General features: G+C 38.6%; 22 protein-coding genes and 1 pseudogene. 12 read left to right on the plus strand and 11 right to left on the minus strand.

What is annotated here, in order from left to right:
* The first annotated feature begins 221 nt into the window (after positions 1-221).
* Complete coding sequence (locus CJ263_RS07970) at positions 222-1,271, plus strand: ferredoxin--NADP reductase (protein ID WP_094996785.1); 1,050 nt, start codon at positions 222-224, stop codon at positions 1,269-1,271.
* A 126-nt stretch (positions 1,272-1,397) separates the two neighbouring features.
* Positions 1,398-3,242: an SLC13 family permease gene (locus CJ263_RS07975; RefSeq protein WP_094996786.1), complete on the plus strand. Its 1,845-nt coding sequence runs from the start codon at positions 1,398-1,400 to the stop codon at positions 3,240-3,242.
* A gap of 17 nt (positions 3,243-3,259) precedes the next feature.
* Here the strand turns inward: CJ263_RS07975 and CJ263_RS07980 are convergent, their stop codons facing one another.
* Together CJ263_RS07980 and CJ263_RS07985 are read right to left on the minus strand one after the other, a co-directional pair.
* Complete coding sequence (locus CJ263_RS07980) at positions 3,260-4,042, minus strand: patatin-like phospholipase family protein (RefSeq protein ID WP_094996787.1); 783 nt, start codon at positions 4,040-4,042, stop codon at positions 3,260-3,262.
* Between the two features lie 69 nt (positions 4,043-4,111).
* Entirely contained in the window at positions 4,112-5,629 is a 1,518-nt protein-coding gene (locus tag CJ263_RS07985) for a Do family serine endopeptidase (RefSeq protein ID WP_094996788.1), read from the minus strand.
* Positions 5,630-6,012: 383 nt separating this feature from the next.
* On the opposite strand from CJ263_RS07985, the gene CJ263_RS07990 reads away from it, so the two are divergent.
* From CJ263_RS07990 to CJ263_RS08030, 9 genes and pseudogenes are all read left to right on the plus strand, one after another.
* Positions 6,013-6,696, plus strand: a complete 684-nt coding sequence (locus tag CJ263_RS07990) for a TIGR04282 family arsenosugar biosynthesis glycosyltransferase (RefSeq protein WP_094996789.1) — start codon at positions 6,013-6,015, stop codon at positions 6,694-6,696.
* A 59-nt stretch (positions 6,697-6,755) separates the two neighbouring features.
* A complete protein-coding gene (locus CJ263_RS07995) occupies positions 6,756-9,959 on the plus strand; it encodes a SusC/RagA family TonB-linked outer membrane protein (protein ID WP_094996790.1) in 3,204 nt (1,067 codons plus the stop codon).
* Positions 9,960-9,970: 11 nt separating this feature from the next.
* Positions 9,971-11,404 carry a SusD/RagB family nutrient-binding outer membrane lipoprotein gene (locus CJ263_RS08000; protein WP_199768178.1) on the plus strand — a complete coding sequence of 478 codons (1,434 nt, stop codon included), beginning with the start codon at positions 9,971-9,973 and terminating at the stop codon, positions 11,402-11,404.
* 7 nt (positions 11,405-11,411) lie between these two features.
* Positions 11,412-12,752: an SLC5/6 family protein gene (locus CJ263_RS08005; RefSeq protein ID WP_094999160.1), complete on the plus strand. Its 1,341-nt coding sequence runs from the start codon at positions 11,412-11,414 to the stop codon at positions 12,750-12,752.
* Positions 12,737-13,291 (plus strand): annotated as a pseudogene (locus tag CJ263_RS08010) (metallophosphoesterase family protein); the annotation flags it as partial. The gene CJ263_RS08005 and the pseudogene CJ263_RS08010, both read left to right, overlap by 16 nt.
* Positions 13,292-13,609: 318 nt before the next feature.
* A complete protein-coding gene (locus tag CJ263_RS08015; protein WP_094999161.1) occupies positions 13,610-13,945 on the plus strand; it encodes an arsenosugar biosynthesis-associated peroxidase-like protein in 336 nt (111 codons plus the stop codon).
* Positions 13,946-13,997: 52 nt separating this feature from the next.
* Positions 13,998-15,053 (plus strand): arsenosugar biosynthesis radical SAM (seleno)protein ArsS, encoded by a 1,056-nt coding sequence (gene arsS / locus CJ263_RS08020; protein ID WP_094996792.1) that lies wholly within the window; start codon positions 13,998-14,000, stop codon positions 15,051-15,053.
* Positions 15,054-15,076: 23 nt separating this feature from the next.
* Positions 15,077-16,045, plus strand: a complete 969-nt coding sequence (gene arsM / locus CJ263_RS08025; RefSeq protein WP_094996793.1) for an arsenosugar biosynthesis arsenite methyltransferase ArsM — start codon at positions 15,077-15,079, stop codon at positions 16,043-16,045.
* Between the two features lie 297 nt (positions 16,046-16,342).
* Positions 16,343-16,960 carry a TetR/AcrR family transcriptional regulator gene (locus CJ263_RS08030; protein ID WP_094999162.1) on the plus strand — a complete coding sequence of 206 codons (618 nt, stop codon included), beginning with the start codon at positions 16,343-16,345 and terminating at the stop codon, positions 16,958-16,960.
* Between the two features lie 4 nt (positions 16,961-16,964).
* Here the strand turns inward: CJ263_RS08030 and CJ263_RS08035 are convergent, their stop codons facing one another.
* Genes CJ263_RS08035 through CJ263_RS08045 form a run of 3 tightly spaced genes read right to left on the minus strand, consistent with a single transcriptional unit; the run spans position 16,965 to position 19,563 of the window.
* Positions 16,965-18,005 carry a glycosyltransferase family 9 protein gene (locus CJ263_RS08035; RefSeq protein ID WP_229702386.1) on the minus strand — a complete coding sequence of 347 codons (1,041 nt, stop codon included), beginning with the start codon at positions 18,003-18,005 and terminating at the stop codon, positions 16,965-16,967.
* The gene (locus CJ263_RS08040) at positions 17,992-18,594 is read right to left on the minus strand and encodes a DUF4254 domain-containing protein (protein WP_094996794.1); all 603 of its coding nucleotides are present in this window, start codon (positions 18,592-18,594) and stop codon (positions 17,992-17,994) included. Before CJ263_RS08040 ends, CJ263_RS08035 begins: the two co-directional genes overlap by 14 nt.
* A gap of 30 nt (positions 18,595-18,624) precedes the next feature.
* A complete protein-coding gene (locus CJ263_RS08045; protein ID WP_094996795.1) occupies positions 18,625-19,563 on the minus strand; it encodes a DUF6427 family protein in 939 nt (312 codons plus the stop codon).
* Positions 19,564-19,604: 41 nt separating this feature from the next.
* On the opposite strand from CJ263_RS08045, the gene CJ263_RS08050 reads away from it, so the two are divergent.
* Positions 19,605-19,826, plus strand: a complete 222-nt coding sequence (locus tag CJ263_RS08050; RefSeq protein ID WP_094999164.1) for a DUF6341 family protein — start codon at positions 19,605-19,607, stop codon at positions 19,824-19,826.
* Positions 19,827-19,888: 62 nt separating this feature from the next.
* Here CJ263_RS08050 and purD read toward each other — a convergent pair whose 3' ends face one another.
* From purD to CJ263_RS08080, 6 genes are read right to left on the minus strand one after another with little or no spacing between them, the layout of a single operon-like run.
* On the minus strand, positions 19,889-21,160 hold the full coding sequence (purD, locus tag CJ263_RS08055; RefSeq protein ID WP_094996796.1) for a phosphoribosylamine--glycine ligase: 1,272 nt from the start codon (positions 21,158-21,160) through the stop codon (positions 19,889-19,891).
* Between the two features lie 42 nt (positions 21,161-21,202).
* On the minus strand, positions 21,203-22,180 hold the full coding sequence (locus tag CJ263_RS08060) for a UDP-glucuronic acid decarboxylase family protein (protein ID WP_094996797.1): 978 nt from the start codon (positions 22,178-22,180) through the stop codon (positions 21,203-21,205).
* A complete protein-coding gene (locus tag CJ263_RS08065; RefSeq protein WP_094996798.1) occupies positions 22,181-23,533 on the minus strand; it encodes an undecaprenyl-phosphate glucose phosphotransferase in 1,353 nt (450 codons plus the stop codon). It lies immediately after the preceding gene.
* Entirely contained in the window at positions 23,534-24,016 is a 483-nt protein-coding gene (locus CJ263_RS08070) for a glycosyltransferase (RefSeq protein WP_094996799.1), read from the minus strand. It abuts the gene before it with no gap.
* A 3-nt stretch (positions 24,017-24,019) separates the two neighbouring features.
* On the minus strand, positions 24,020-24,484 hold the full coding sequence (pssD, locus tag CJ263_RS08075) for a PssD/Cps14F family polysaccharide biosynthesis glycosyltransferase (RefSeq protein ID WP_094996800.1): 465 nt from the start codon (positions 24,482-24,484) through the stop codon (positions 24,020-24,022).
* Between the two features lie 47 nt (positions 24,485-24,531).
* Positions 24,532-25,572 (minus strand): hypothetical protein, encoded by a 1,041-nt coding sequence (locus tag CJ263_RS08080; RefSeq protein ID WP_158657110.1) that lies wholly within the window; start codon positions 25,570-25,572, stop codon positions 24,532-24,534.
* Between the last annotated feature and the right edge of the window lie 4 nt (positions 25,573-25,576).

Genomic DNA, 25,576 nt, shown 5'->3' on the forward strand with positions numbered 1-25,576 from the left:
GTAAAATAAGGCCATTTACCCTATTTGCAAACAACTTGCTTTAAAAAGTAAGAAAACACGTTAAATTATAACTATAAATCAAACTCCAAAAAATATTACAGCCTAAAGCTAAAATCTGTCAAATAGAATTTAATTTAAAAGTGGTTCTATTTTTTTCCTTTCCCATTTCATATACCTCCTTCTTTCCTTAATTTTGCATTCTATTTCTAGATTGGATAATTATGGCAGATTTTTATGCATTGACCGTTAAAAACATTAAAAAATTAACCCCCAATTCCGTGGCGGTCACTTTTGAGATTCCCAAGGATTTGGTTCAGACCTTTTTATTTACGGCCGGGCAATACATCACCATAAAAAAAGAAATAAAGGGAAAGGAATTGCGTAGGGCCTACTCCATCAGCTCTTCCCCCAAGAAAGACCATATTACCATCGGTATCAAAAAAGTAGATAATGGTGGATTCTCCCATTACGCCAATACTAAACTGCAAGTTGGCGACACCTTGGAAGTTATGCCTCCTGAAGGTCGGTTTTCATTTAAACCCAAGGGTAGCCCACAACATGTTGCGGCCTTTGCAGCGGGTAGCGGTATTACCCCTATCATGAGCATTGCCAAATCCGTATTGGATGGAAATCCCAAAAATACTTTTGTATTGGTCTATGGTAACAAATCATATGAGGAAACCATGTTTTATACAGATTTGGTAAAACTGGAACTAGATTATACCAATAGGTTTTTTGTCTATTTCATCAACAGTCAAACTCGCGAGGATAACGCACTTTTTGGTCGAATAGACACCTCAACGGTGAATTATGCCTTAAAGAACAAACATGCCGGTACTGACTTCGATGGATATTATCTCTGTGGACCCCAACAGATGATCGAAAATGTAAAGGATACCTTGTTGGACAATGATATTTCTGAAGATAAGATTCATTTTGAACTTTTTACCGCTACGGAAATTAAGGAGGAAATGCCCAGTTTACCGGAAGGACAGACCGTTTTGACCGTAACCTTGGAAGATGAGGAATTCCAATTGACCATGGACAAGAAAACTACGGTTTTGGATGCGGTCCTAAAGGAAAACATCGATGCTCCCTATTCCTGCCAAGGTGGAGTGTGCAGCAGTTGTATTGCCCGTATTACCGAAGGAAAAGCAGAAATGGCTGCCAATCAAATCCTTACCGATGGCGAAATCGAAGAAGGTTTTGTACTTACCTGTCAGGCCCATCCCACAACGCCTACCCTTAAAGTGGATTATGACGACGTTTAGTGCACCTGCACTTTACTTTTTTCCTGTAACATGCGTCGCTTAGGAGTAATAACATTACCAAATTATTGCATTGGGCTAATTTGATGTAGTCCTTGTGTTACATTTGGTCAATTTCTACCTTTAAGTATGACCTGGGAAATTATTACCGTATTTCTTATCATCGGCGCAGTTGTAATCCTGTTTGCCTTTGAAGTTTTTCCTATGGATAAAATCTCATTTTTAATCATAGGAATTCTTTTGCTCTCTGGCCTGGTAAGCCCGGAAGAGGCTGTAAGTGGGTTTTCCAACAAAGCCGTGATAACTATCCTTTGCCTTATGATATTGGCCATTGGACTAGAGGATAACGGAGTAATTTCGTGGTTGGCAGAAGGATTAAAAATCCTAAAAAGTTGGCCGGCCGTTCTTGCCTTGATTGCCATCATGATTTTATCCGGAGGTATCTCGGCGTTCATCAGCTCCACTGCGGTCGTCATTGTTTTTATAAAAATCGTCGCAAAGCTCAAGGAAAAATATGGTATGCTGCCGGGAAAGCTACTGCTGCCCATTTCCTTTGCAGGAATTCTGGGTGGAAGCTGCACGCTAATGGGTACTTCCACGAATTTGATCGTGAACAATATAGCCCTCCGTTACACAGGCGAAAAACTTGGTTTTTTTGAATTTTCCCTTTTGGGTTTGACCTTCCTTGGTGTTTCCATGTTCATCATTGTTCTGTTCTACAAATTTTTACCCAAAGGCGATGGGGACAAACTATCGGATACCTACAATCTAAACCGATACCTGCTCACCCTAAAGGTAAACAAAGACTCCCCTTTGGTAGACAAGGAACTACAGGACACTTTCATGTTCAAGGAATCCGAAATTACTGTTTTAAGGGTAACCCGAAACAATTTGGAGAAGAATATGCTCAGCCCTGGATTGAAAATAAAGGCAAACGATATTATTCTATTGCATTGCAGCTTGGAAAATCTTCAAAAAATGAGAGGGGAAGGGTATTTTGACCTTGATATCGATGAAAATACTGCCGATTTTACATCCGAAGAAACATCCATCAAGAGATTGGACAGAAAAGAAAAGGATTCTCCCGATGAAAAAGAACATGAAACCATCCTCCTTGAGCTTTTATTGTTACCAGGTTCCCGTTTTATTGGAAAAACACTATCGGGACTTAAAAAAATGATTGTACCAAGGGCCATTCCAATTGCGGTAAACAAGAGAAAACCCTTGACCAACCTCAGAAGTCGTTTGCATTTGAACAATAGTGCCATAACCCGGCTCCGGGTAGGCGATCGTCTATTGATACAGACAGATACTTCCTACCTCAACAATTTTGAGAACAGTAACAATTTGGCCGTTCTAAACCAGTTTGACGGGGCACTGCCCTCTACCTCCTTTAAAAGAAATTTATGCCTTTTGATTTTGGTAGTTACCATTATCCTTGCGGCAACCGGGGTTTTTGAGATTATGACCAGCGTTATATTTGGGACCATTGCCATGCTCCTTTTTAAGTGTATTGAACTCAATACCATTTATGAAAAAATCAACTGGCAGATCATTTTTCTTTTGGCAGGCATGATTCCTCTAGGCATTGCCATGACGAACTCCGGGGCAGATCAATGGTTGACCCAAGAACTTTTAAAAATTATGGCCGGCCAGCAGCCTATATTTATCATCGGCGTGCTATTCCTTACTACTATGTTGTTCAGCAGTGTGGTATCCAACAACGCTACAGCCATCATTATGGCACCAATTGCGATAGCATTGGCCAAAGGTTTGGATCTGGACGTGAAACCCTTTATCCTTTGTGTCATGTTTGCGGCAAACTTCAGTTTTTTTACGCCTTTGGGGTATCAGACCAACGCCTTGATCTATAGCATGGGAATTTATAAGTTTAAGCACTTTCTCATTCTGGGAGGGGTCATTTCCATAGTGCTGTTGGTGCTTGGAACACTATTATTGAGTGCTATGCTTTAGCTAATGGTATTATTTCTTTAGGCAAGGTATTTCTCCAACTGTCTACTAGCGTTTTCATAGCCTATGGCATACGCCTTTTCAATCCCTTTTCGGTCCAAAATACCTATATGCTCCAAAGATTTGGGTTCTATGACCAAATCACAGCTTTTTATCTTCTCCCTGTTGATGGCATAAATCATCAATCCGGTAACCCTGCCTGTAAGTTGCAGGGAATTGGTAAGATTCTTTTTGTTCAGCTCTGAAACGATTGAAACATTGCTCCCAATGACAAAATCTACCTTGTCCCGAATCGGTTCCAATGGAAAATTGTTCATGATACCTCCGTCCGCATATAAATTGCCTTTGTAATCTACAGGACTGAATACTGGAGGCAACGCTGCGGATGCCAATAATGGCTTAATAAGCTCCCCCTGATGTATAAAAAGCTCCTCTCCCTTTTCCAAATTGGTAGCCACTACGAAAAGTTCGCGCTGCAACCCTTCAAAGGAATTATGAGGAAAATAAGTTTTAAAAATATCTTCATACCTATCGGTATCTAAAAATCCCGCCTTACCAATCGATAAAAAATTATATTTAAAAAGAGGTGTCTCCTTAAAAAATCGAAGCATATCCATAATAGGAGTCTCATTTGCATATAGCGCTCCTACTAAGGCTCCCACACTACTACCCGACACAATTTCTGCATTTAAACCAAATTCGTTCATGGCCTTTATAACACCAATGTGTGCCATTCCGCGAACACCCCCTCCCGATAGAACCAATCCAATTTTTTTTTCGGAAAGTATTTTCCCTTTCTCCATAACAGCTTAATAAAAATGCCGTACGAAGTAAAAACCCTCATACGGCATTAAAATTAACCAAATACTACCTTATGAATCCAATCCGAAAGCATAATAATACTTGCTTCCATCTTCATAAACCCCCTCTAGCATAACGCCACCTTTTTTATTTTCAAGGATATCGGCCACATCTTCCACATCTTTAACGCGTTTACCGTCAATATGTGTAATAATGAAACCTTCACGCATCTGGGTCTCTTTTCTGATTTTTCCAGGATATAACTTGTTTACTTGAACGCCGCCGTCCAACTTCAGCTTTTCGGCCAAATCCTTATCCAAATTTTCAAAATCGGCCCCAAGTAGGTTCAGTATTTCTTTTTTCTCTTTCTTTACAATTTTAGTAGTACCATTGGCATTTTCAAGAATCACTTTGAATTCCTTCTCGGTACCATCTCGGTTAACCAATAGATTTACTTCATCCCCGGGTCGTTTACTGGCGATGATTTCCTGTAATCTTGGAGAGGTGTTGGTTTCGGAACCATTAACCTTTAGGACAATGTCCCCTGGTTTAATCCCTGCCTTGTCGGCTGCACTATTTTCACCAACCTGCTCGATCCAAACACCTTTGGTAAATGCTACGTCCTTGTCGTGGGCCAAGTTACTGTCCATTGTTCTAATACTTACACCCAACATACCTCGCTGCACATTTCCATATTTCAATAAATCTTCTACAACTTTGGATACAATGTTGCTGGGAACTGCAAATCCATATCCGGTGTAAGTACCCGTCCTACTGGCAATGGCCGTATTGATACCTACCAGATTACCATCCAAATTTACCAGGGCTCCTCCACTATTGCCCGGATTAATGGCGGCATCGGTCTGTATAAAGCTCTCCACCGCAAACTGTTCTTTATTGATGTTTATGCTGCGTGCCTTGGCACTTACGATACCTGCAGTGACCGTAGAGTTAAGTCCCAATGGATTTCCTACTGCCAAAACCCATTCCCCTACTTCCACATCGTCTGAATTTACCAAGGACATGGTACTTAAATTATCGGCATCAATATGCAATAAGGCCAAATCCGTGGTAGGATCCGTACCAATGACCGTGGCTTTGTAGGACTCATTGTCATATAAGGTTACTTCCACCTCATCTGCATTGTCTATAACATGGTTGTTTGTCACAATGTAGCCTTGGTCATTAATTATGACACCTGATCCCGTACCTACCCTAGGCTGGGATTGCATTCCTTCTGGGGTCTGTCCCTTGAACATGTCGCCAAAAAACTCCTTGAAAGGGTCTGGCAACTCCCTGGTTCCCTGATTTCCATACTGTGGAGAAGTTTGTGTGGATTTGATGTGAACTACGGCATCCAATACCTTTTTAGAGGTATCCGTAAAATCCAAGGGTTTAATGTTCCCGTCGTCATCAGCAGTATACAGAACATGCTTCCCCTGTACCGTTTCAACCGTAGTAACCCCTTTTATTTCCTCCTTTTGATTTAATTTGTTTACACCTATAACCCCTAGGCTAACGGCCAAGGCTATTAAGGCGGAAAAGAAGTAAACCTTGAAACTTCCTTTGCTTGATTTGTTTGTATCCATTTGTATTACTGTTTATGTTTTTTGTTTTACTACAAAATTAGGTCAATACCCATGCCAGTTGAACAGTTGGCAGTGCTAAATATTTTTTAAAATTTCTTGTTTTTTTAAGTTCTTTTTTAGACTAATTGGTCTGTTTTAAGAAAAAAGATTCTAATAATTGAAAGGAATGTGTTTTTCACCGACTTTTCTAGGTAACTGGCAGATTGTAATTCACTTTACCTAGGAAAAAATGAATTAGTGACCAACTTTCCGGTCTGTTCATGCCATTTTGACTTAATATGGAATTTTCCATCGTTAGCAACCGATAAAATATATCAATAATAAAACCATTGACTTTTTTTATCGTATGTTTAAATAGAATAAGGATGATAATTTAATTTTTGATGCGTAGTACCGCTGTCTTAGTATTTGCCAATTCTTCCCAAGAGGAAATGCGCTATAAACCCATAAACAATGGAGAGGTACTTTTTGATTCCTTGACCCAAAGAACGCTCAAGGAAGTTGAAAAAACATCGCTGGCCTATTTTCATATAACCGAGCATCATCAAAAAGGAAATTCTTTTGGGGAACGCTTTACCAATGCCATTAAAAGTGTTTTCGATCAGGGTTTTGAAAAAGTCATTACAGTAGGAAACGATACCCCCCATCTACAATCAGGGCACATCAAGGCTGCAGCTGAAGCATTGATTAAGGGAAGAACGGTTATTGGTCCTTCTTTGGATGGTGGCTTTTATTTGATGGGTATTCATCAAGAAAATTTTAATCCTGATGATTTCATTGATTTACCATGGCAAAATAGTTGCCTTTTAAGGACATTAATTGAAAACCTAGAAAAAAATAAGTGTTCATTTTATAAGCTACCCGTATTTGAGGACATCGACACTTTACATGATATCCAAAGGCTTTCCAATTATATCTCAACACTTGCTATTTCCCTAATATCAATTTTTTCCGATTGCCTAAATACAATAAACCGTACTGTCTTTTTTATAGGAACATTTTATAGTTCCATTTCCCTCCAACTGCCTTTGAACAAAGGTTCTCCAGTGTTTGTTCCAATCCGTTAAATCCTTTGGATTCCTTACAATCCAAAATTCGACTTAAGAACTAACACAATCGCTAATACATGAAATATATTATGTTGGTTATGACCTTGTTCATGACCGCAACGGGTTTTTGCCAAAATACGGTTTCCGGTACCGTAACGGATGCCGCTGGTAATCCCATCCCCTATGTCAATGTACTCCTATCCGGAACAAATAAAGGAACCATTACCAATGAAGAAGGAAAATTTTCGATTAATACGACCGATACCAAGGGTGTTTTGGAGTTTTCCGTTTTAGGATATCAAACGCAAAAAGTTCCCATTAATGATTTGCTCTATATAGAGGTCGCTTTATTGGAGTCTTCCGAGCAATTGGACGAAGTCGTCCTGACAGCTCTTGGACTAAAAAGGGAAACCAAGGAATTGGGCTATGTGGTCCAAAGTTTGGACGCACAAGGCGTTACCGAGGTGAAATCGGTCAATTTTTTGGATAACCTTACAGGTAAACTGGCAGGAGTTACAATCAGCCAAGGACCTACAGGAGTAGGCTCCACCTCAAAAATTACCATACGGGGAGAGGCTTCCTTCTCCAATAACAATCCACTCTTCATCGTAGACGGAGTGCCCATTAACAATAATTCGGTTTTTAACTTTACCAACGAAGCGGCTGCCGGCTTTCAGGAAATCGATTTTGGAAATGGTGCCATGGAAGTCAATCCTGATGATATTGCGGAAGTTTCGGTTTTAAAAGGGCCAAGTGCAGCGGCGCTATATGGTACAAGAGCTTCCAACGGTGTCATTGTCATTGAGACCAAAAGTGGTAGAAACAGTACAGGTCTTGGGATTAGCTATAATACTAGCTTTTTCGTGGATACTGCATTTCAATTGCCCGATTTCCAAAATGAATATGGACAGGGCAATGCGGGACAATTTGCCTTTGTAGATGGACTGGGAGGTGGTACCAACGATTTGATTTCCTACAGTTGGGGGCCGCGTTTGGACGTAGGTAATCTTATTCCTCAATTTGACAGCCCAGTTACTCTGCCCGACGGAACCGTGGTACGAGGTGGCGACACGGCACTTTATAGTGGTCTGCCTATTACGCCCACCCCATTTGTATCCCATCCGGATAACCTAAAGGATTTTTATAGGACGGGAACTACGCTTATTAACAACATTGCTGTTGCCTCCAATTTTGAAAAAGGCAACTACCGCCTCTCCTTTACGGATTTAAGAAGTGAATCCATCATTCCAGGTGTAAATCTGGACCGGCAAACCATAAGTGCACGATTGGGCTTTAGACCGACCGAAAAATTGAGTATCAATTCTTCTATCAGCTATATCAATTCCAAAAGTGATAACCGGCCATCAAACGGTTACGGTTCCGAAAACGTAAATTATTCCTTGGTAGGTTGGGGGCCAAGATCGCTGAACATGGAAAGCCTCAGGGATTATTGGCAACCCGGATTGGAAGGCGTTCAGCAGTATTCATTTAACTATACTTATTTTGATAATCCCTTTTTCATCATGTATGAAAACAGGAACTCCTTTAATAGGGACAGGGTCTTTGGAAATATCTCTGCGAGTTATGATATAACGGAACATTTGACCGCTTCTATTAGATCAGGAATGGACTATTCCAGTGAACTCCGCCAATTAAGGCGAGCCTTTAGTTCCAACAGATTCCAGAATGGAGGATATGCGGAGCATGATGTTTTCTATAGGGAAATAAATACCGATTTTCTTTTAAATTATATCAATCGTTTTAATGATGTAAGCCTCGATGTTAGTGTAGGTGGAAACCGGTTGGACCAAAAAGCATTTACTTCACAATCCCAGACAACAAGTTTGGCCCAGCCGAGAATTTTCAGGCTTTCGAACGCGGCCTCCCCGGTAGAAGTTTTCGAGTTTGAATCGAACAAACGCATCAATAGCTTTTATGGTTTGGTGAAACTGGGCTATAAGGATTTTCTATTTTTAGATATTACCGGCAGGAACGATTGGTCCAGTGCTTTGGCCACACCTTTTTCCGTAGACAATACCTCATTCTTTTACCCTTCTGTCTCTTCTAGTTTTATTCTATCAGAGGTTGTAGACGTTCCACAGTTTATTTCTTTTGCAAAACTCCGTGCCAGTTGGGCCCAAGTGGGTAATGATACCAATCCTTACCAAACCACAAGTGCCTTCGTGGCTCAAACTCCATTTAATGGACAGCCCACTTTTAGCAACCAAAACACCATTGCCAACCCCAATTTGCAACCGGAGCAGACTTCTTCTTTTGAAATTGGGGCGGATTTACGGTTTTTCGGCGATCAGTTGCATTTTGATATTTCCTATTATAATGCCCTGACCAAAAACCAAATTATCTCCCTGCCCATAGGAATTTCTTCCGGTTATACGAAGCAAGTAGTCAATGCAGGAAGTGTTCGTTCCAAAGGGTTGGAAATTATTACCGGAATTTCTCCCGTGGTATCTGAGAGTTTTTCATGGAACAGCACCTTAAATTTTAGCACCAACAGAGCCATTGTTGAAGATTTACCACAGGAAGACGGCCGCTTAACCCTAGCATATTCAAGAATCTATGATAGTCAAAACCAAACGGTATATCTTCAAGTGGAAGAAGGAGGTCGCGTTGGGGATCTTTATGGTACCGGTTATTTAAAAAATGAAAATGGAGATTTTATACTTACGGATGAAGGACGGTATATTCCCAATAACGATTTACAAAAACTAGGGAATTACAATCCCGATTTTATGTTGGGCTTTAATAACCAGTTTAAGTATAAGAACTGGAACCTTGGCTTTCTTTTGGACTGGCGACAAGGAGGAATCATTGTATCCAGAACCAGGGCCTTGGGCAACGTAGGAGGTCAATTGGCAGAAACGTCTTTTCGTCCGGAAGCAGGTATTGTACCTGTTGGTGTGGTCAACACGGGAACTGATGACAATCCTGTATATACCCCAAATACGGTTGCAGTATCTGCAGAGAGCTATTACAGACAGTTTTATGACCGTAACCATGAGGAAAACAACACGTATGATGCGTCTTTTCTAAAGTTACGTCAGTTCTCTATTGGATATACGTTTAAGGACTTATCTGTTTTTAATCAAGATGCGCGTTTAAATGTCTCCTTGATTGGCAGAAATCTTTTTGCCCTCACTGAAAATCCGCATTTTGACCCAGAGCAACTTGCCGTACAAGGACAAGGGTTTATTGGTGGTGTTGAGGATATGTCTTATGCCACCACACGTAGTATTGGTATTAAGGCAGGGTTTAATTTTTAAGAATGAAAACGATGAAAAAAACATATAGCTTATTACTTTTCTTGGCGATAATAAGTTGTACCCAAGATTTTGAGGATATCAACACCAATCCTAATTCCCCAGTAAGTGTACAACCCAGCCTTTTGCTGAGACAGGTCATTTATGATTATGGGGAGCAGATGTCCTATGAAGGTTTTACCGCTGGAAATTTGTTGGGACAATATACTACAGCTTTGGATTTTAACCTCTTTGATAGGCATAACTTAAAGTCTCCACAGTTGGGAGGAAATCCATGGCCCATATTCTATGAGAACCTTCGGGACAATGAAATCATATTGAATCTCTCACAGGAAAACACTTCATTTTCAGTATATGAAGGACCAGCACGAATAATGAAAGCCTATATGGCCGCCGCATTGACCGATTTGTTTGGAGACGTTCCCTACTTTGAAGCCTTTAAAGGGAATCAAGGCACGGTGACCCCTGTTTACGATAGTCAAGAATCCATTTATATGGCTGAAAATGGAATATTAGATAATCTTAATAAAGGGATATCGGCCATTGAATCCTATGAAGGAACCATTCCGCTCGAAGGGGATATCCTTTTTGAGGGTGACTTGGAAAGCTGGGTGCGTTTTGCCAATTCACTTAAGATCAAATACCTCATGCGAATTTCTTCAAAATTGGACGTGGCTACGGAACTGCAAGCCCTTTTTAACGAAGGAAATTATATTCAGGAGAATAGTCAAAATGCAGTGTTTGATTTTACGGATGGCGAGCCCAACAATTTTAGGCTGGCAAGATTGCGAATTGGAGATTTCAACAATTTTGTGATGTCCGAAACGATGGATGAAATTTTAACCAATCTTAATGACCCGCGTATTTCAAAACTTTTTAGGCCCATTGCTAATAGTGATATGGGTGATGAATATAACGGACTCTTAAATGGTATCGATGCCTCTTCAACTACTATTAACGTATCTGACTATTCCTTGGCCGGGACTATTTTTAGGGAAAATACAGGGGTCTTGGACGCCAATTTCATGACGAGTATGGAGACCCATTTTCTTTTGGCCGAGGCTGCGCAAAAGGGTTTAATCACTGGAAATGTGAATCAGCTATATGAAAGGGGGGTCAGCCAGGCTTTTGACTATTGGCAGGTAGTCCTTTCCAATGAGTATTTAACGGGTCCAGGAGCATTGAATAACGGAAATCCTTTGGAGAATATTATCACCCAAAAGTGGATTGCCAATATGATTAATGGATATGAAGGTTGGATAGAATATAGAAGAACAGGTTACCCACAGCTAAAAACAATTTCAGCAAGTCTCAATGATGATTTAATACCCGTTAGAATGCCATATCCCGGCGAGGAAGAAGCGCTTAACAATTCTAATTACACCGAAGCTTCAGACAATACAAACGGTAACAGTATCAACGTAAACGTCTGGTGGGACGAAGAATAAAATAAAAATGAACAACATGTTATTTTGGCAATGGGGATTGATTATAGTATCTAGTTTGATACTATTTTTCTTGTCCCCTTTTGCTAAAAATACCAATCAGTTTTTTAATGCCGTTCAAAAGAAAAAAGCTCCCAACACACTGGTATTAATGGGCAGTTTGGTTATTTCATGGATATTCGCAAAAAGCATAACCAATGCCGCAAATTTGGGGTTGGATTATGGAATCGTGGGTGGTGTTGCCTATGCGGCATATTACCTATCCTTTGCCGTAGCAGGAATTATTATTTATAAAATGCGTGTGTATGGAAATTATAAAAGCATACACCACTTCCTCACGTCAAAATTTGGCAAAATGGCCGTACTGGTATTTTCCTTATTGATAGCTATCCGGTTATTTAATGAAGTTTGGAGTAACACCATGGTCATTGGTTCTTATTTTGGTGAAATGGGGACCAGCACCTATTATTGGAGTATTTTGGTATTTACTGTTCTCACCTTGGCCTATGTGATTAAAGGGGGAATGAGCAGCTCCATTTTTACGGATGTAGTACAAATGGTACTATTTTCTATTCTGCTTATTGTAATTCTATATACCATTTACGGTCCAAAAACTGATTTCACGGTCAGGGAGACCTTGAATTCCGGTATTTGGTCCTTTGAAATGGGGTTAAATCTTTTATTTGCGGCGCTTATACAATCTTTCAGTTACCCTTTTCATGATCCGGTCTTAACGGACAGAGGTTTCATCAGTAGTCCCCAAGTAACCCTAAAAAGCTTTTTGTGGGCCAGTGTAACCGGTGCTATATGCATTGTACTGTTTAGCGTTATTGGAGTTTATGCCCAGACCCAAGGAATTGTAGGGCAAGCTGCCGTTGAGGTTGGAAAGGCCTTTGGTATTGTAACACTGTTAATCATCAATTTTATAATGATTACCTCAGCAGCCTCCACCTTGGATTCCACGTTTTCCTCGTTTTCTAAACTAATCGCGGTGGACTTGAAATTTGGCAACACCCTAAGTATAGGGCGTTGGTCTATGGCCTTCATTGCCGTACTTGGTACTATTCCTGTTTTTTTGGATGCCGAAATACTATCAGCGACGACCATCAGCGGAACCATGGTCATTGGGCTTACCCCTATATTCATTTTTTGGAAAGGAAAGGCACCTAAAATCAGTTTTCACTTGAGTGTTCTTTGTGGACTGATATTTGGTCTTTTCCTGGTTTTTAATTGGTTCCCAGAACAATTCATATTTACGACCGGTAAATATGCCGATTTACTTTGGATCAATGTTTGGGGAATCTCATGCTGTACACTGTTATACCTTATACCTAAATGGCTGAAAAAATAAAACATATCGGAACAAAAAAGGGGAAACTACTCCTTTTTGGTGGTGTATACAGCAATTTACAGGCGCTGGAAAAGCTAATTTCAATAGCTAAAGAAGAAGGTATTCCTCCAGAAAATTGTATCTGTACGGGAGACATCACCGGATATTGCGCCCAACCAGAAGAAACGGTACAAGCCTTCAAAAATTGGGGGGCTTTGAGTATTGCCGGTAATGTCGAACTACAGTTGGCCAATGACAGTGAGGAATGTGGATGCGATTTTAAGGCAGGTGGACGATGCGACAGTTTCTCCAAAATGTGGTTTCCATATACAAAAATGAAGTTGTCCGAAGAATCACTCAAATGGATTGGCACTATACCCGAAAATATCAGTTTTGATTATGTCGGAAAAAAAATAACGGTAGTGCACGGTAATTATGGCAACGTATCGGAATTCATATTTAAATCCAATGGCCAAGAAAGTAAGGAAACTTGTTTTGAAGCTACTCATAGCGATGTGGTGATTGCCGGACATTGTGGGCTTCCTTTTCATCAAAACATAAAGGAAAAATTATGGGTGAATCCCGGGGTAATAGGTATGCCCGCGAATGATGGTACATCTAGGGTTTGGTATGTTCTTATGGAGGATACAGAAGAAAATCTATCCTATTCCCATAAATCCTTTGCATATGATTTCCAGGCGGCTCAACGACTTATGTACCAAAACCATTTGCCTGAGGAATATGCGGACACCTTAGCATCCGGAATATGGGATAATATGGAAATTCTTCCGAAAATAGAGAAAATGGGGCAAGGAATACCCATTTCATTTAATATCGATTTAAATAAACAAAACATTCAATCCAAAACACAGAATAAAATGGCAGACTCTTATTATGACCCAAAAGATTTAAGAAAGTTTGGTAAAATAACCGAATGGAGCGAAGAACTGGGAACCAAGTTCTTTGATTACTATGGAAAGGTATTTGAAGAAGGGGCCTTGAGCGCCAGGGAAAAATCCCTGATTGCCCTTGCCGTTTCCCATGTCGTAAAATGTCCTTATTGTATAGATGCCTATACCAAGGATGGCCTTCAAAAAGGAATTACCAAAGAAGAGATGATGGAAGCCGTACACGTTGGAGCAGCTATAGAAAGTGGTGCGACCCTAGTGCATGGAGTTCAAATGATGAACAAATACAACAAACTTTCTATGTAGCATTTCGTATCTACAACTATTTAAAAAATTGAATACTGAAAAATAAAAAATTATGGCAACAAAGTCGTTGAAGGCGCAAGGAGATGAATTAGCAGTATCTAATAAGCAATTGGAAATTTTGAACGGAGGTATTTTTGCCGATGGGGAACTTCCCTATTTCAAGGATAAGATCAACCAAATTGGTCAATTCCCATTGCGACCAAAAAAATTAGAGGTGCTACAAATCAATGTGGGGTATATGTGTAATCAGGTCTGTGAACATTGCCATGTGGATGCTGGGCCCGATCGTAAGGAAATCATGACCCGGGAAACCATGAAACAATGCTTGGAGGTCATTAAAAATACAGGTGCCCATACGTTGGACCTTACGGGAGGTGCACCCGAAATGAATCCTCATTTTAGATGGTTTGTGGAAGAAGCCGCCAAAGCAGGAATCAAGGATTTTATCGTACGTTCCAATTTGACGATTATTAGGGCCAATAAAAAATATTATGACCTGCCCGATTTCTTTAAAAAACATAATGTACATGTGATTTCTTCCATGCCACATTGGACTCGCGGAAAAACGGATAAACAACGAGGTGATGGTGTTTTTGACAAATCAATAAAGGCCCTTCAGGAATTGAACGAACGAGGTTATGGAATGCCGGACAGCGAATTGCGCTTAGACTTGGTTTACAACCCATCTGGGGCTTACCTGCCAGGAGACCAGACCGCCATGGAAAAGGACTTTAAAAAAGCACTGAAAGAGGACTTTGGTATTCAGTTCCATAATTTATTCGCCATCACCAATCTTCCCATTGCCCGATTTTTGGATTATTTGATCGCTTCCGAAAACTACGAGGACTATATGTATGCCCTTGTGGAAGCTTATAATCCCGCTGCGGTGGCCAATGTTATGTGTACCAATACGATTTCCGTGAGTTGGGACGGATGGTTATATGATTGCGATTTCAATCAAATGCTGGATTTGAAGGTTGCCAGTAAAGTAAAACATATTAAAGACTACAATGAGGATATCCTAAACGATAGAAACATTATTATTTCCCAACACTGCTATGGCTGCACTGCAGGTGCCGGCAGTAGTTGTCAGGGTACTGTGGCATAAATCTAATTATTTAAAAAAAACAAATGAGTTATTTAGAAGCAACACATGAACTATATAAGGAAGCAGCTTTAAAACCAGATGTAGGGCTTTGCTGTACCACTAATCCAATTTGGGAATTACCTGGTTTAAAAATCCCCAAAATCATGCAGGAAATGAACTATGGTTGTGGAAGTACTGTTAACGCAAGGGACCTAGGCAACAACCCTAAAATACTCTATGTGGGTGTTGGCGGAGGTATGGAACTTTTACAGTTCTCTTATTTTAATCGCCAAAACGGCGGAGTTGTAGGTATAGATGTGGTGGATGAAATGCTAAAGGCGAGCCGAAAAAATTTTAAAGAGGCCGAGAAACTGAACGATTGGTTCAAATCTGAATTCGTGGACCTCAAAAAAGGAGATGCCCTAAATCTTCCAGTGGAAGATAGCACTATAGATGTAGCCGCGCAGAACTGTCTTTTCAATATTTTCAAGGAAGATGACCTTAAACAAGCTATCGAGGAAATGTACCGAGTTCTAAAACCACATGGGAAACTCGTAATGAGTGATCCTACCTGTGAACAAGAAATGACGGACACATTAAGAAATAATGACCGGTTAAGGGCTTTATGCCTTAGTGGGAGCCTTCCCATAAGAGAATATGTGAAAGCGCTGACCGATGTTGGTTTTGGAACCATAGAAATCAGGGCCAGAAAACCATACCGCATTCTGGATCCTAAAAATTATCCAACTGAAGAACTAATCTATATTGAATCCATTGAAGTCGCGGCAATAAAGGATCCCATGCCAGAGGACGGACCGTGTGTGTTTACAGGAAAGTCTGCTATATATTATGGTGATGAAGATTATTTCGATGACAAAAAAGGGCACGTGCTGCTCAAAAACCAGCCTCTTTCCGTTTGTGATAAAACTGCAGGGGCTTTACAATCCCTACAGAGGGAAGATATCTTTATTAGCGAATCTACATACCATTATGATGGGGGCGGATGTTGCTAAATTGAAACACTACAATTCTGGCATACATAAAAACTATCGCTTTTAGTAGGTTTATATTTCTATTAATATGGCCTGAAAACCTATATGATTAGGGTTTTTGTATGTCATACATCCTCAAAAATGTACACCTAAACCGACCACCCAGTTTGTTTTCCAATTCCATAATTAGGTAGTACACCGATATTTTGAACGTTCACCGATTTTTTACTTCATGATAACCAAAGAATCGAATTTCACCGAGCATCGGTCGGTTCTTTGTATAGACCAAACGGTCAGATTAACCCAAATCTTGAAATCATGGATAAAAACTTAAAACGCATGGCTACCATGCACCGTATGCAGACCACTGGCTTGGAACTATTCTATAGTAATGGTTATTATAACACCAGTGTTGATGATATCTTAAAAAAACTCTCGCTTTCCAAAGGTGCCTTTTATTATCATTTTGAATCCAAGGAGGATTTCTTCATTCAAATCATTCAAAATTTATTGGCCAGAAAAATATATAGCGTATTAATTGAGCCTATAGAAGGCCATGACGATCCTCTTAAACAAATTCAGGATTGCTTTGATGATGCATTAGAAACTGCTGTTCACAATGAAATGGATTTTGGTTGTGTCCTCAATAATTTCCTGACTGAATTCCGTGGAAAGGACGAAAAAATCATGAAACATCTATGTGATATATTTTCCATTTGGGAAGTTAACCTAGTTTCAACCTTGCAAAAAGGAAAGTTCAATGGCTATGTGGATCGCCATGTAGATTGTGAAGCCGCAGCCACTTTTTTAATAAGCTCTTATTTTGGTGTTCGAACATTGATGGTGGGTGCTGCCCCTAGCGCCAGGAAATACAGATTTATGAGTCAATTGAGAATGTACCTTAAATCGTTGGAGCCAAAAACGGTAGCTGTATAGCAACTTAGAGTAATTCCTTTATTTTATCGTAAATCGTTTGTGGCGAAATGGTTTCCATAGCTTTATCATAACCCGGCGGAAACTTATTTCCGTAAACCGATGTTGGAATTAGGGGGAACCTCTCCCTATCGGATAAAATTTGATTTGAATCGCTTTGCCCAAAAGGTGTGAATCCCGCAAAGGGATGGGTAATGCCCCACAAGGTAATTACGGGAACGCCATACATGGCGGCCAAATGACCATTTCCACTATCCATGGAAATCATTAAACGCAAGTTGCTAATTACCCTTAGCTCCTCCTGAAAAGTAAGTTTCCCTGCTGCCGATATACAGTTGCTGAATGTATTCTCCCACTGTTCCAGAATTTCAGTTTCTTTTTTACCTCCACCAAAGAGAATAATCCGTGAATTATCCAAATTATTCAATTCGACCAATAATTTTTCCATTTGATGCTGTGGATATACTTTCCCCTGAAATGCCGCAAACGGAGCAATGCCAATAATTTTTTTGCTGATAGGAAATAGTTCCTTAGAAACTTCCGTAGTTATTTTTTGTTTTCCTAGAACGTGATGCTTGTTTACGTCAAAGCTAAGGCCAAGATGCTCAAAAACCATTTTATATCGCAAATACATAGGTGTTAACGGCCTTAGTGCCTTCAGTTTTCCCGAAGTAAGTTCCCTTTTTTCTTTTCTACCCTTATCCATCTGTTCAACCGGTATAGCATATAGCCTAAAAAAGAGTTTTAGAATATTACTGCGTAGCACATTGTGAAGATCGGCCACGGCATCAATTTCCAAGGTCCTCATTTGCCTAAATAGCTTCCAAAGACCAAAAATACCTTTATGTTCACCCCTAACGTCTGCCGTGAGCACCTTTACATTTGGAATTTCGGATACAATAGGGGCAAAAAAAGGTTTGGTAAGAAAAGTGATCTTTAGATTTGGATGCTCTTGGGTCAATGCAAGTAGCACAGGAACCGTCATGGCCACATCTCCCATGGCCGATAGCCTGATAACCAATACATGCTTTATTTTATTTTTGGCCACGTAAGATGGGATTTAGTTCCTCATCGTTGTACATCTTCATTTGCTTGTACACTTTCATGTATTTGTTGCCTTCCTCTATATCTTTCAACAATTGGTCAATGGCCGTGGAAAGATCTCTGCGCTGCTCCAAAAGAATGTCCAATTTGTCCTGACACTTTTTTAGATGTTCTTGGGATGCATCCTCCCGGTTCACCTCCTCCTGCATGTGGTAAATTTTCAAGGCGAGAATAGAAAGTCGGTCAATCGCCCAGGCAGGGCTTTCCGTGTTGATAGTGGCATTCTTCTTAATTTCTACCGATTGGTATTTATTCAAAAAATAACCATCAATATACTCTACCAAATCAGTTCGATCCTGATTACTCGCGTCGATTTTACGCTTTAAATCCAACGCTGCTTCTGGCTCGATATTTGGATCCCTTATAATATCTTCATAATGCCATTGAACAGTATCTATCCAATTCTTCCTATACAACAAATGTGCAATATCGTCCTTGGGATAAGGATTTTTAAACTCTTGATATACATCATCCTTTTGATGATATTTCTCAATACTTTCCCCAAAAACCTTAAACGCGAAATCACTGAACATACATAACGTTTTGTGCAAAGATACCTTATATCAGGAAATCAAGAGTCTTCCGAAAAAAATTGATATCGGAACCAAAATACATGCTATTAAAAGTATCTCCCGAAATTTCTCCTTTTTAATGGATTGCACATAATTTGTTGCGAGAATTGCCGAAGGGAAAAAGATAATAATCAAAGAATTACTATCCTTGGAAACCACCAATAGGTTTAACAACAGCCCCAATGCAAATATTAAAACCACCAAACGGATCATAATTATTCTGCCCACACCGGATTTTCCAAGTTTAACGAAAGCCCAAACAATTAGGAAAGCGTTCAAAATTAAAAAAATCACAATTTTTAAACTTGAGGTCAGTTGTACCGTGAGCAACGTTTCAAAATCTGCCTGAAACGTGTAATGCTTCCAAATCCAATCCACTGCGTTAAAAACAGATAGAAACCCTATGAGTATAAGTATAAAACATATTGAGGAGGATAGTATAACAAGCCAGTTTCTCAAATTTTTTGGTTCATAAATTAAAATCGCAAAAACTACAAGGGCCATAAATAAAATGCCCCAATCATAAAAAAGGCTGGCTACCAGTATCCATAAACTTGCATCAAAAATCTTTAACTTGATATTTTTAAGTGATTTAATGCTGAGGATACGTCTAACGGCGAGGAGTACAAAAAATGAACATAATATGGATTTGGAATCACCTAATGTATCCGGAAAGGCCATTAAAAATAAAGTGAAAAAGAGAATGACGTAGGAATTATTTTTAGAGAGTTTATTACGTTTAACTATAAAATCCATTATAAAAACGCTGAACAATAGTACCGCCAATACAACGATTTCCTCGAAAATATTTAAGTCCTCCAAACCTCGGCCCAAAATAAAAACGTTGGCTATGGAATAAAGAAAAAAGATAAAACTTAAGAGTATGACAAAATTTACCGGTTTTGTTTTGCCAAAAATGCTTGAAATCATGTATGATTTTTATACTTTTGCCCTGTAAATATAGGAATAAGATGAAGTCATTTTTTTATGGTATCGAGGATTTGTTCGTCAATGTACTTTTTGCGCCATTGGATGCACTAAGATTTACGGAAAGTTGGGCATTATCCAATATCTTGAACTGGATTTTTATGTTGATCGGTTTTGTTGCATTCGTTTATTGGATGCTTGAGCTGAAGAAGTTCAACGACAAGGGCGAAGAAGATAAGTCCATTTCTTCCCACTCCTATTTATAGGATTCTTTCAAGTAAAATAAAAAGCGTCATAGAACTTATTAAAGTTCTATGACGCTTTTTATTTATAAGTCAAAACCTATATCCTTACGATAATTCATTCCCTCAAATTTTAGTTTTTCGATGCTTTTGTAGGACGTTTTCAGCGCATCCTTGAAATTCTCGCCATAGGAAGTTATGGCCATAACCCTTCCCCCGTTGGTAACCACTTTGTTGTCCTTTAAGGTAGTTCCCGCATGAAAAACTATGGAGTCTCCAATATCCCCTATACCTGATATTTCCTTTCCCTTTTCGTAGGCCCCGGGATACCCTCCCGATACCGTCATTACGGTTGTGGCCGAACGGTCATCTATTTTCAGTTCCACTTCATTCAATCTGCCACTGGCCACGGCATTCATCAACTCAACAAAATCATTCTGAACCCTTGGTAAAACGACCTCAGTTTCAGGATCTCCCATGCGGACATTATACTCGATAACCTTGGGTTCATCCCCAACCTTGATCAATCCAATAAAAATAAATCCCTTGTAAGGCAGGTCATCCTTTTTAAGGCCCTCTACAGTAGGTTTTACAATTTGGTCGTGTATCTTATCCATAAAAACTTTATCGGCGAAAGGAACAGGCGAAATGGCCCCCATGCCTCCAGTATTAAGACCGGTATCCGCCTCCCCTATTCTTTTATAATCCTTGGCCGTGGGCAACACCTTAAAGTTAGTTCCGTCAGTAAGTACAAAAACACTCAATTCAATACCATCCAAAAACTCCTCAATGACGACGGTCGTACTGGCGTTTCCGAACTTCTCGTCCACCAACATGGATTTTAACTCTGACTTTGCTTCATTCAGGTCCTTAAGAATGACCACACCCTTGCCAGCCGCTAGACCATCTGCTTTCAACACATATGGAGGTTCCAGACTATCTAAAAATTCGTATCCAGCATTTAAGGTATCGGCAGTAAAGCTTTGGTATTTGGCAGTTGGAATATTATGTCGTATCATGAATTCCTTTGCAAATTCCTTACTTCCTTCCAAGGTAGCTGCCTCTTTTTGAGGACCTATAACTGGAATTTCCTTTAAATCGGAATCGTTCAAAAAGAAGTCATGTACACCATTCACAAGTGGATCCTCCGGACCTACAATAACCATTTCGATATTCTTTTCCAGCACAACTTTTTTGATGTTATCAAAATCGTTTACGCCAATTGGTATATTTTCTCCCAATTCAGAAGTTCCGGCATTTCCAGGTGCTATATAAAGCTTGCTCAACTTATTACTTTGGGACAATTTCCAGGCAAACGCATGCTCGCGACCTCCTGATCCGAGAATTAATATGTTCATAATACTGATTTTGGCAAAAATAAGCTTTGAAGGGCAATTAAACTACCTGGAAGAAAAATCCCGATGCTCCTTTTTCTGTAACTCCTCTGGAGAGAGCGATTTAAAATAATCATATACGATTTTTAAGCCTTCTGAACGACTTACTTTTGGTTCCCATCCTAAAATCTCCCTTGCTTTTGTAATATCCGGTTGGCGTTGTGAGGGGTCATCCTTAGGTAACGGCTTATAAATTATTTTTTGATTGGTTCCCGTAAGTGCAATTATTTCCTCCGCAAACTCCTTTATGGTCGTTTCATGTGGATTTCCAATATTAATGGGTTCCGCATAATCACTAAATAACAATCGGTATATACCTTCAACCTGGTCGTCGATGTAGCAAAATGAACGAGTTTGGGATCCATCCCCAAACACGGTTAAATCTTCCCCTCTCAACGCTTGCCCCATAAAAGCAGGAACAACCCGACCATCATTAAGTCGCATTCTAGAACCATAGGTATTAAAGATCCTAACAATACGGGTTTCCAAACCATGATGTCTGTGATATGCCATGGTTATAGATTCCATAAAACGTTTTGCCTCATCGTAGACACCACGAGGTCCAACAGGACTCACATTTCCGTAGTATTCCTCATTTTGAGGATGCACTAGAGGGTCGCCATAAACTTCTGAAGTGGAGGCTACTAAAATCCTAGCATTCTTTTCTTTGGCCAAACCCAGTAAATTCAACGTACCTAGAGAACCTACCTTCAGCGTTTTGATAGGAATCTTAAGGTAATCAATAGGACTTGCCGGGGAAGCAAAATGTAGTATGTAATCCAGCTTCCCTGAAACATGGACAAACTTGGTTACATCATGATGGTGAAACTCAAAATTCTCCAATGGAAATAGATGAGTAATATTATCTAAATCCCCTGTAATAAGATTATCCATCCCAATGACATAAAACCCCTCCGTGATAAAACGGTCACATAAGTGAGACCCTAAAAATCCAGCAGCACCTGTTATTAAAATTTTTTTCATTTAATACGCTTTTTCCTCTCCTTTAAAGGCATTTATCACCGTTTGGACTATGATTTTGATATCTAGAAAAAAGGACCAGTTCTCAACATAAAAAATATCAAACTTTATTCTATTCTGAATATCACTATCCTTTTCTATTTCACCCCTATAGCCCCTTATTTGTGCCAATCCGGTTATTCCTGGCTTTACGAAGTGCCTTAACATGTATTTATCAACCCTATTTGCATATTCATCCGTATGCTTTATCATATGGGGTCTCGGCCCCACCACGGACATATTACCAAATAATACATTATAAAATTGAGGCAATTCATCTATACTGGTTTTTCTAATGAACTTTCCAATTTTGGTTACCCGCATATCATTCTTTGCAGCTTGTTTATCATCAGAATCATTATTCACTGCCATCGATCTAAATTTAAAACATTGAAATTCCTTGTTATCGAAGCCAGTCCTTTTTTGTATAAAAAAAACAGGCCCCTTGGATTCCAATCTTATCAATAAGGCCAATAAAGGTCCAAACCAAATTAGAATGCCGAAAATAACAAATAAGGAAAATATGATGTCAAAGGATCTTTTTACGAAGGCATTTAGGGTATTATGTAATGGAATATCCCTTAATGATAAAATGGGCAAATAATCGTAATATTCAAATTTCAATTTTTTTGCGAAAATGTTCTTGTTGTCTGGTAGGAATTTTAAGGTTTTTAAATTATTGTCTGCAAAATCAACAAAGGAAGCAATTTCATCATTTTTTAGTTCTGAAACTGAACAGTATATTTCATCAATACCATTGTTTACTATATATCTGAAACAAGTAACCAAATCAAAATTTTGGTCCTTGGTAGAAAATTGCCTTCTAAACCTATATCCGTACTCCTTCCTGTCTTCGAACACCTGTATCAACTGATTTGCCTTCTTACTTTTTCCAATGACCACAACGTTCCTGATATTTCCCCTCCATAGGCTCCTATACTGCATCAAAAGAATATAGTTCAGAAATTTTAGGATAAAGACACCCGCAAATACCAACAAGAAATATTTTCCTAATGCCAACCTGCTCATTAAAGGTTGCTTAAAAAAGCCTATATAGGCGTATAATACCAAAAAAAAGAAAACGAACTGAGTGAATAGCTTCCTTAAGATTACGACAACCTTTGAATACCGATGTACTTCATAAAATTCATTTTTAAAGGAAATAATAATCCAAGAAATAGATATATAACTATGAAATAGCCAAGGGTTTTGAAAATTTATGGGAAGAAAATAGGTTGATAGATTAACCACCAATAAATCCATAAAATAGGATAGCGGTGTTATAAGTCCCGAGTATCTACCTTGTTTTAAAAGCATCTATAGTCCTTCTATTATTTCAATCAATTTCCTGTTAAAATAATCATTGTTTGAAATAAAAAAATTCAAATTTATTTTATCGATTGATTTTATTTTATTTTCTATATCGCTCAATTCAGGATTTAGTCCAACAATAAAATTTTTATCAGAAAACGATTGTAATATTTCAACTTGGTGATTGTCTATATGTTCACCGTATTTTTGTAGCCTAGCGGCAACAACCACCTTTTTGTTTTGTTTTAAACAACTTATTATAGAACCAGTTCCAGCGTGCGAAATTATATATTCAGCTTTTTTAACATAATCATTAAACTCATCTTTACCTAAAAATTTCTTTGATATGAACAAATCGCTTTTATAAACAGTATAGCCCGACTGTACTACCACAGGTTCAGAAATAATACCATCATTAATTAAACCTTCGATTGAAATCAAAAGCCTCTTGAACTGAAAGTTTTGATTTCCAAGAGTAACGAATATCATGAATTAATATATTGAACCATTATAAATTGATTTAGGGTATAATTTCTTTAATTCTTCCCACTGAACAATAAAAACGTCTGCCAAGTAATAGCAAATTCGCCCTGTTAGCGTTTTACTATGGACCCTAGAGAACGTCTCAATGAAAATAATTTTCTTACCATGGATTTTTCCAATTAGACATATCGGCAATACACAACCCGATCCGGTAGTGATGATTACCTCGGGTTTAATTTTATAAAAATGAATTATCGAATGGTATATTATGCTAATAAAAGACCAAGCAAAAGATAAATAATTACTCCTTGAAATATATGGAATAAACGAAATGTTTGAATGTTTCTCCTTTAGTTTTAAAGTTGAGCTATTCTCCTCTGTTATAATATAGGACTCATATTGTTCCATTGTGGGCTTAAGGCTCAACAACTGTTCTAAATGCCCACCAAGACTCGAAACAAATAATATCTTCATTATTAACTCTAATATCTTATAAAAAATCAATCTATTTAAAACTCAAATCAATACTGGCTATCCAATATTATTTTAATCCCCCTTTCTTTACAATGCATACCATCGAAAAAATACGTTTCATTCAATTTTAGAAGATTTGGATTAAAAGAACCCTTTAATGAAACATGATTGTTATTTGCATATTCTTTAAGATCTTCTTCAACCTTTAATATAATATTATAATCCATTTTTATTTTCTTATAAACAAGAGGATGATATGGAACAAGAAGAAACTCAATTTCAATTTGATTCTCCTTCATATCATTTATCAAGTCATCAAATTCACTCCAAATCCTATTAGAAATTCTTTCAAAGTTTTCAACACCGTAAATCTCGCCTAAAATATATGATTCCGCCTTCTTTTCCACTTCTTTTTGTGACATGTTCCTATATGCCTCACCATAAGTTAATGAACCATCAAATAATTTAGTATTAGTACGGTTTAGTTTTCGGTTACTAGCTTTTGGTTCATTACTTCCTGATATTTTACGTACTAAGTTCTTTGCAGATTCCTGAAAATATGAAAATGAGAACAGTTCCTTATATTTTGCCAATGATTTATGCTCATGGCTTGTTTTCTGCTTTTTGAAATCATAATAATAATCAGCTATACTTTGCCACCTGTTTCTTTGATTGTTCTCGTTAAACGACCAAGGATCTATACCAATAATAATTTTCTTGGGTTTTATACCTTTCTTTCTATAGATTTGATAGATAGCAATAATATCTTCAACACTAGCGCCACTAACTGAATTATTAATCAAAAGTTCATCCGGAAAATCCTCAGTAGTAATTTGCATAGTTCTACTAGAGCCTAACACAACAATGTCTGGTTGATGAGTCCGAGTACTGATAAATTCCTTTTGAAAAAGCCTTTCGTCATAATTGGAGATGTTAGTCACATAATTATTATCTTGCAAAATCTCCGCCATTTTTATTTCATAACCTTTATCGAACAAGTGTGCTGCATCACCGTAATAGTTTATTAGTAGTAAGGTACTACCTAGGACAAAAGCGAAAGAGGTTATTTTAAATATAAATTCTTTCATTTTT

Source organism: Maribacter cobaltidurans (assembly GCF_002269385.1).
GTDB classification, from domain to species: Bacteria; Bacteroidota; Bacteroidia; order Flavobacteriales; family Flavobacteriaceae; genus Maribacter; species Maribacter cobaltidurans.

Excerpts from the sequence above, each read along its gene's own strand:
- CJ263_RS07970 (WP_094996785.1), top strand. The coding sequence starts at position 222 with ATGGCAGATTTTTATGCATTGACCGTTAAAAACATTAAAAAATTAACC.
- CJ263_RS07975 (WP_094996786.1), top strand. The coding sequence starts at position 1,398 with ATGACCTGGGAAATTATTACCGTATTTCTTATCATCGGCGCAGTTGTA.
- CJ263_RS07980 (WP_094996787.1), bottom strand. The coding sequence starts at position 4,042 with ATGGAGAAAGGGAAAATACTTTCCGAAAAAAAAATTGGATTGGTTCTA.
- CJ263_RS07985 (WP_094996788.1), bottom strand. The coding sequence starts at position 5,629 with ATGGATACAAACAAATCAAGCAAAGGAAGTTTCAAGGTTTACTTCTTT.
- CJ263_RS07990 (WP_094996789.1), top strand. The coding sequence starts at position 6,013 with ATGCGTAGTACCGCTGTCTTAGTATTTGCCAATTCTTCCCAAGAGGAA.
- CJ263_RS07995 (WP_094996790.1), top strand. The coding sequence starts at position 6,756 with ATGAAATATATTATGTTGGTTATGACCTTGTTCATGACCGCAACGGGT.
- CJ263_RS08000 (WP_199768178.1), top strand. The coding sequence starts at position 9,971 with ATGAAAAAAACATATAGCTTATTACTTTTCTTGGCGATAATAAGTTGT.
- CJ263_RS08005 (WP_094999160.1), top strand. The coding sequence starts at position 11,412 with ATGAACAACATGTTATTTTGGCAATGGGGATTGATTATAGTATCTAGT.
- CJ263_RS08015 (WP_094999161.1), top strand. The coding sequence starts at position 13,610 with ATGGCAGACTCTTATTATGACCCAAAAGATTTAAGAAAGTTTGGTAAA.
- arsS (WP_094996792.1), top strand. The coding sequence starts at position 13,998 with ATGGCAACAAAGTCGTTGAAGGCGCAAGGAGATGAATTAGCAGTATCT.
- arsM (WP_094996793.1), top strand. The coding sequence starts at position 15,077 with ATGAGTTATTTAGAAGCAACACATGAACTATATAAGGAAGCAGCTTTA.
- CJ263_RS08030 (WP_094999162.1), top strand. The coding sequence starts at position 16,343 with ATGGATAAAAACTTAAAACGCATGGCTACCATGCACCGTATGCAGACC.
- CJ263_RS08040 (WP_094996794.1), bottom strand. The coding sequence starts at position 18,594 with ATGTTCAGTGATTTCGCGTTTAAGGTTTTTGGGGAAAGTATTGAGAAA.
- CJ263_RS08045 (WP_094996795.1), bottom strand. The coding sequence starts at position 19,563 with ATGATTTCAAGCATTTTTGGCAAAACAAAACCGGTAAATTTTGTCATA.
- CJ263_RS08050 (WP_094999164.1), top strand. The coding sequence starts at position 19,605 with ATGAAGTCATTTTTTTATGGTATCGAGGATTTGTTCGTCAATGTACTT.
- purD (WP_094996796.1), bottom strand. The coding sequence starts at position 21,160 with ATGAACATATTAATTCTCGGATCAGGAGGTCGCGAGCATGCGTTTGCC.
- CJ263_RS08060 (WP_094996797.1), bottom strand. The coding sequence starts at position 22,180 with ATGAAAAAAATTTTAATAACAGGTGCTGCTGGATTTTTAGGGTCTCAC.
- CJ263_RS08065 (WP_094996798.1), bottom strand. The coding sequence starts at position 23,533 with ATGCTTTTAAAACAAGGTAGATACTCGGGACTTATAACACCGCTATCC.
- CJ263_RS08070 (WP_094996799.1), bottom strand. The coding sequence starts at position 24,016 with ATGATATTCGTTACTCTTGGAAATCAAAACTTTCAGTTCAAGAGGCTT.
- pssD (WP_094996800.1), bottom strand. The coding sequence starts at position 24,484 with ATGAAGATATTATTTGTTTCGAGTCTTGGTGGGCATTTAGAACAGTTG.
- CJ263_RS08080 (WP_158657110.1), bottom strand. The coding sequence starts at position 25,572 with ATGAAAGAATTTATATTTAAAATAACCTCTTTCGCTTTTGTCCTAGGT.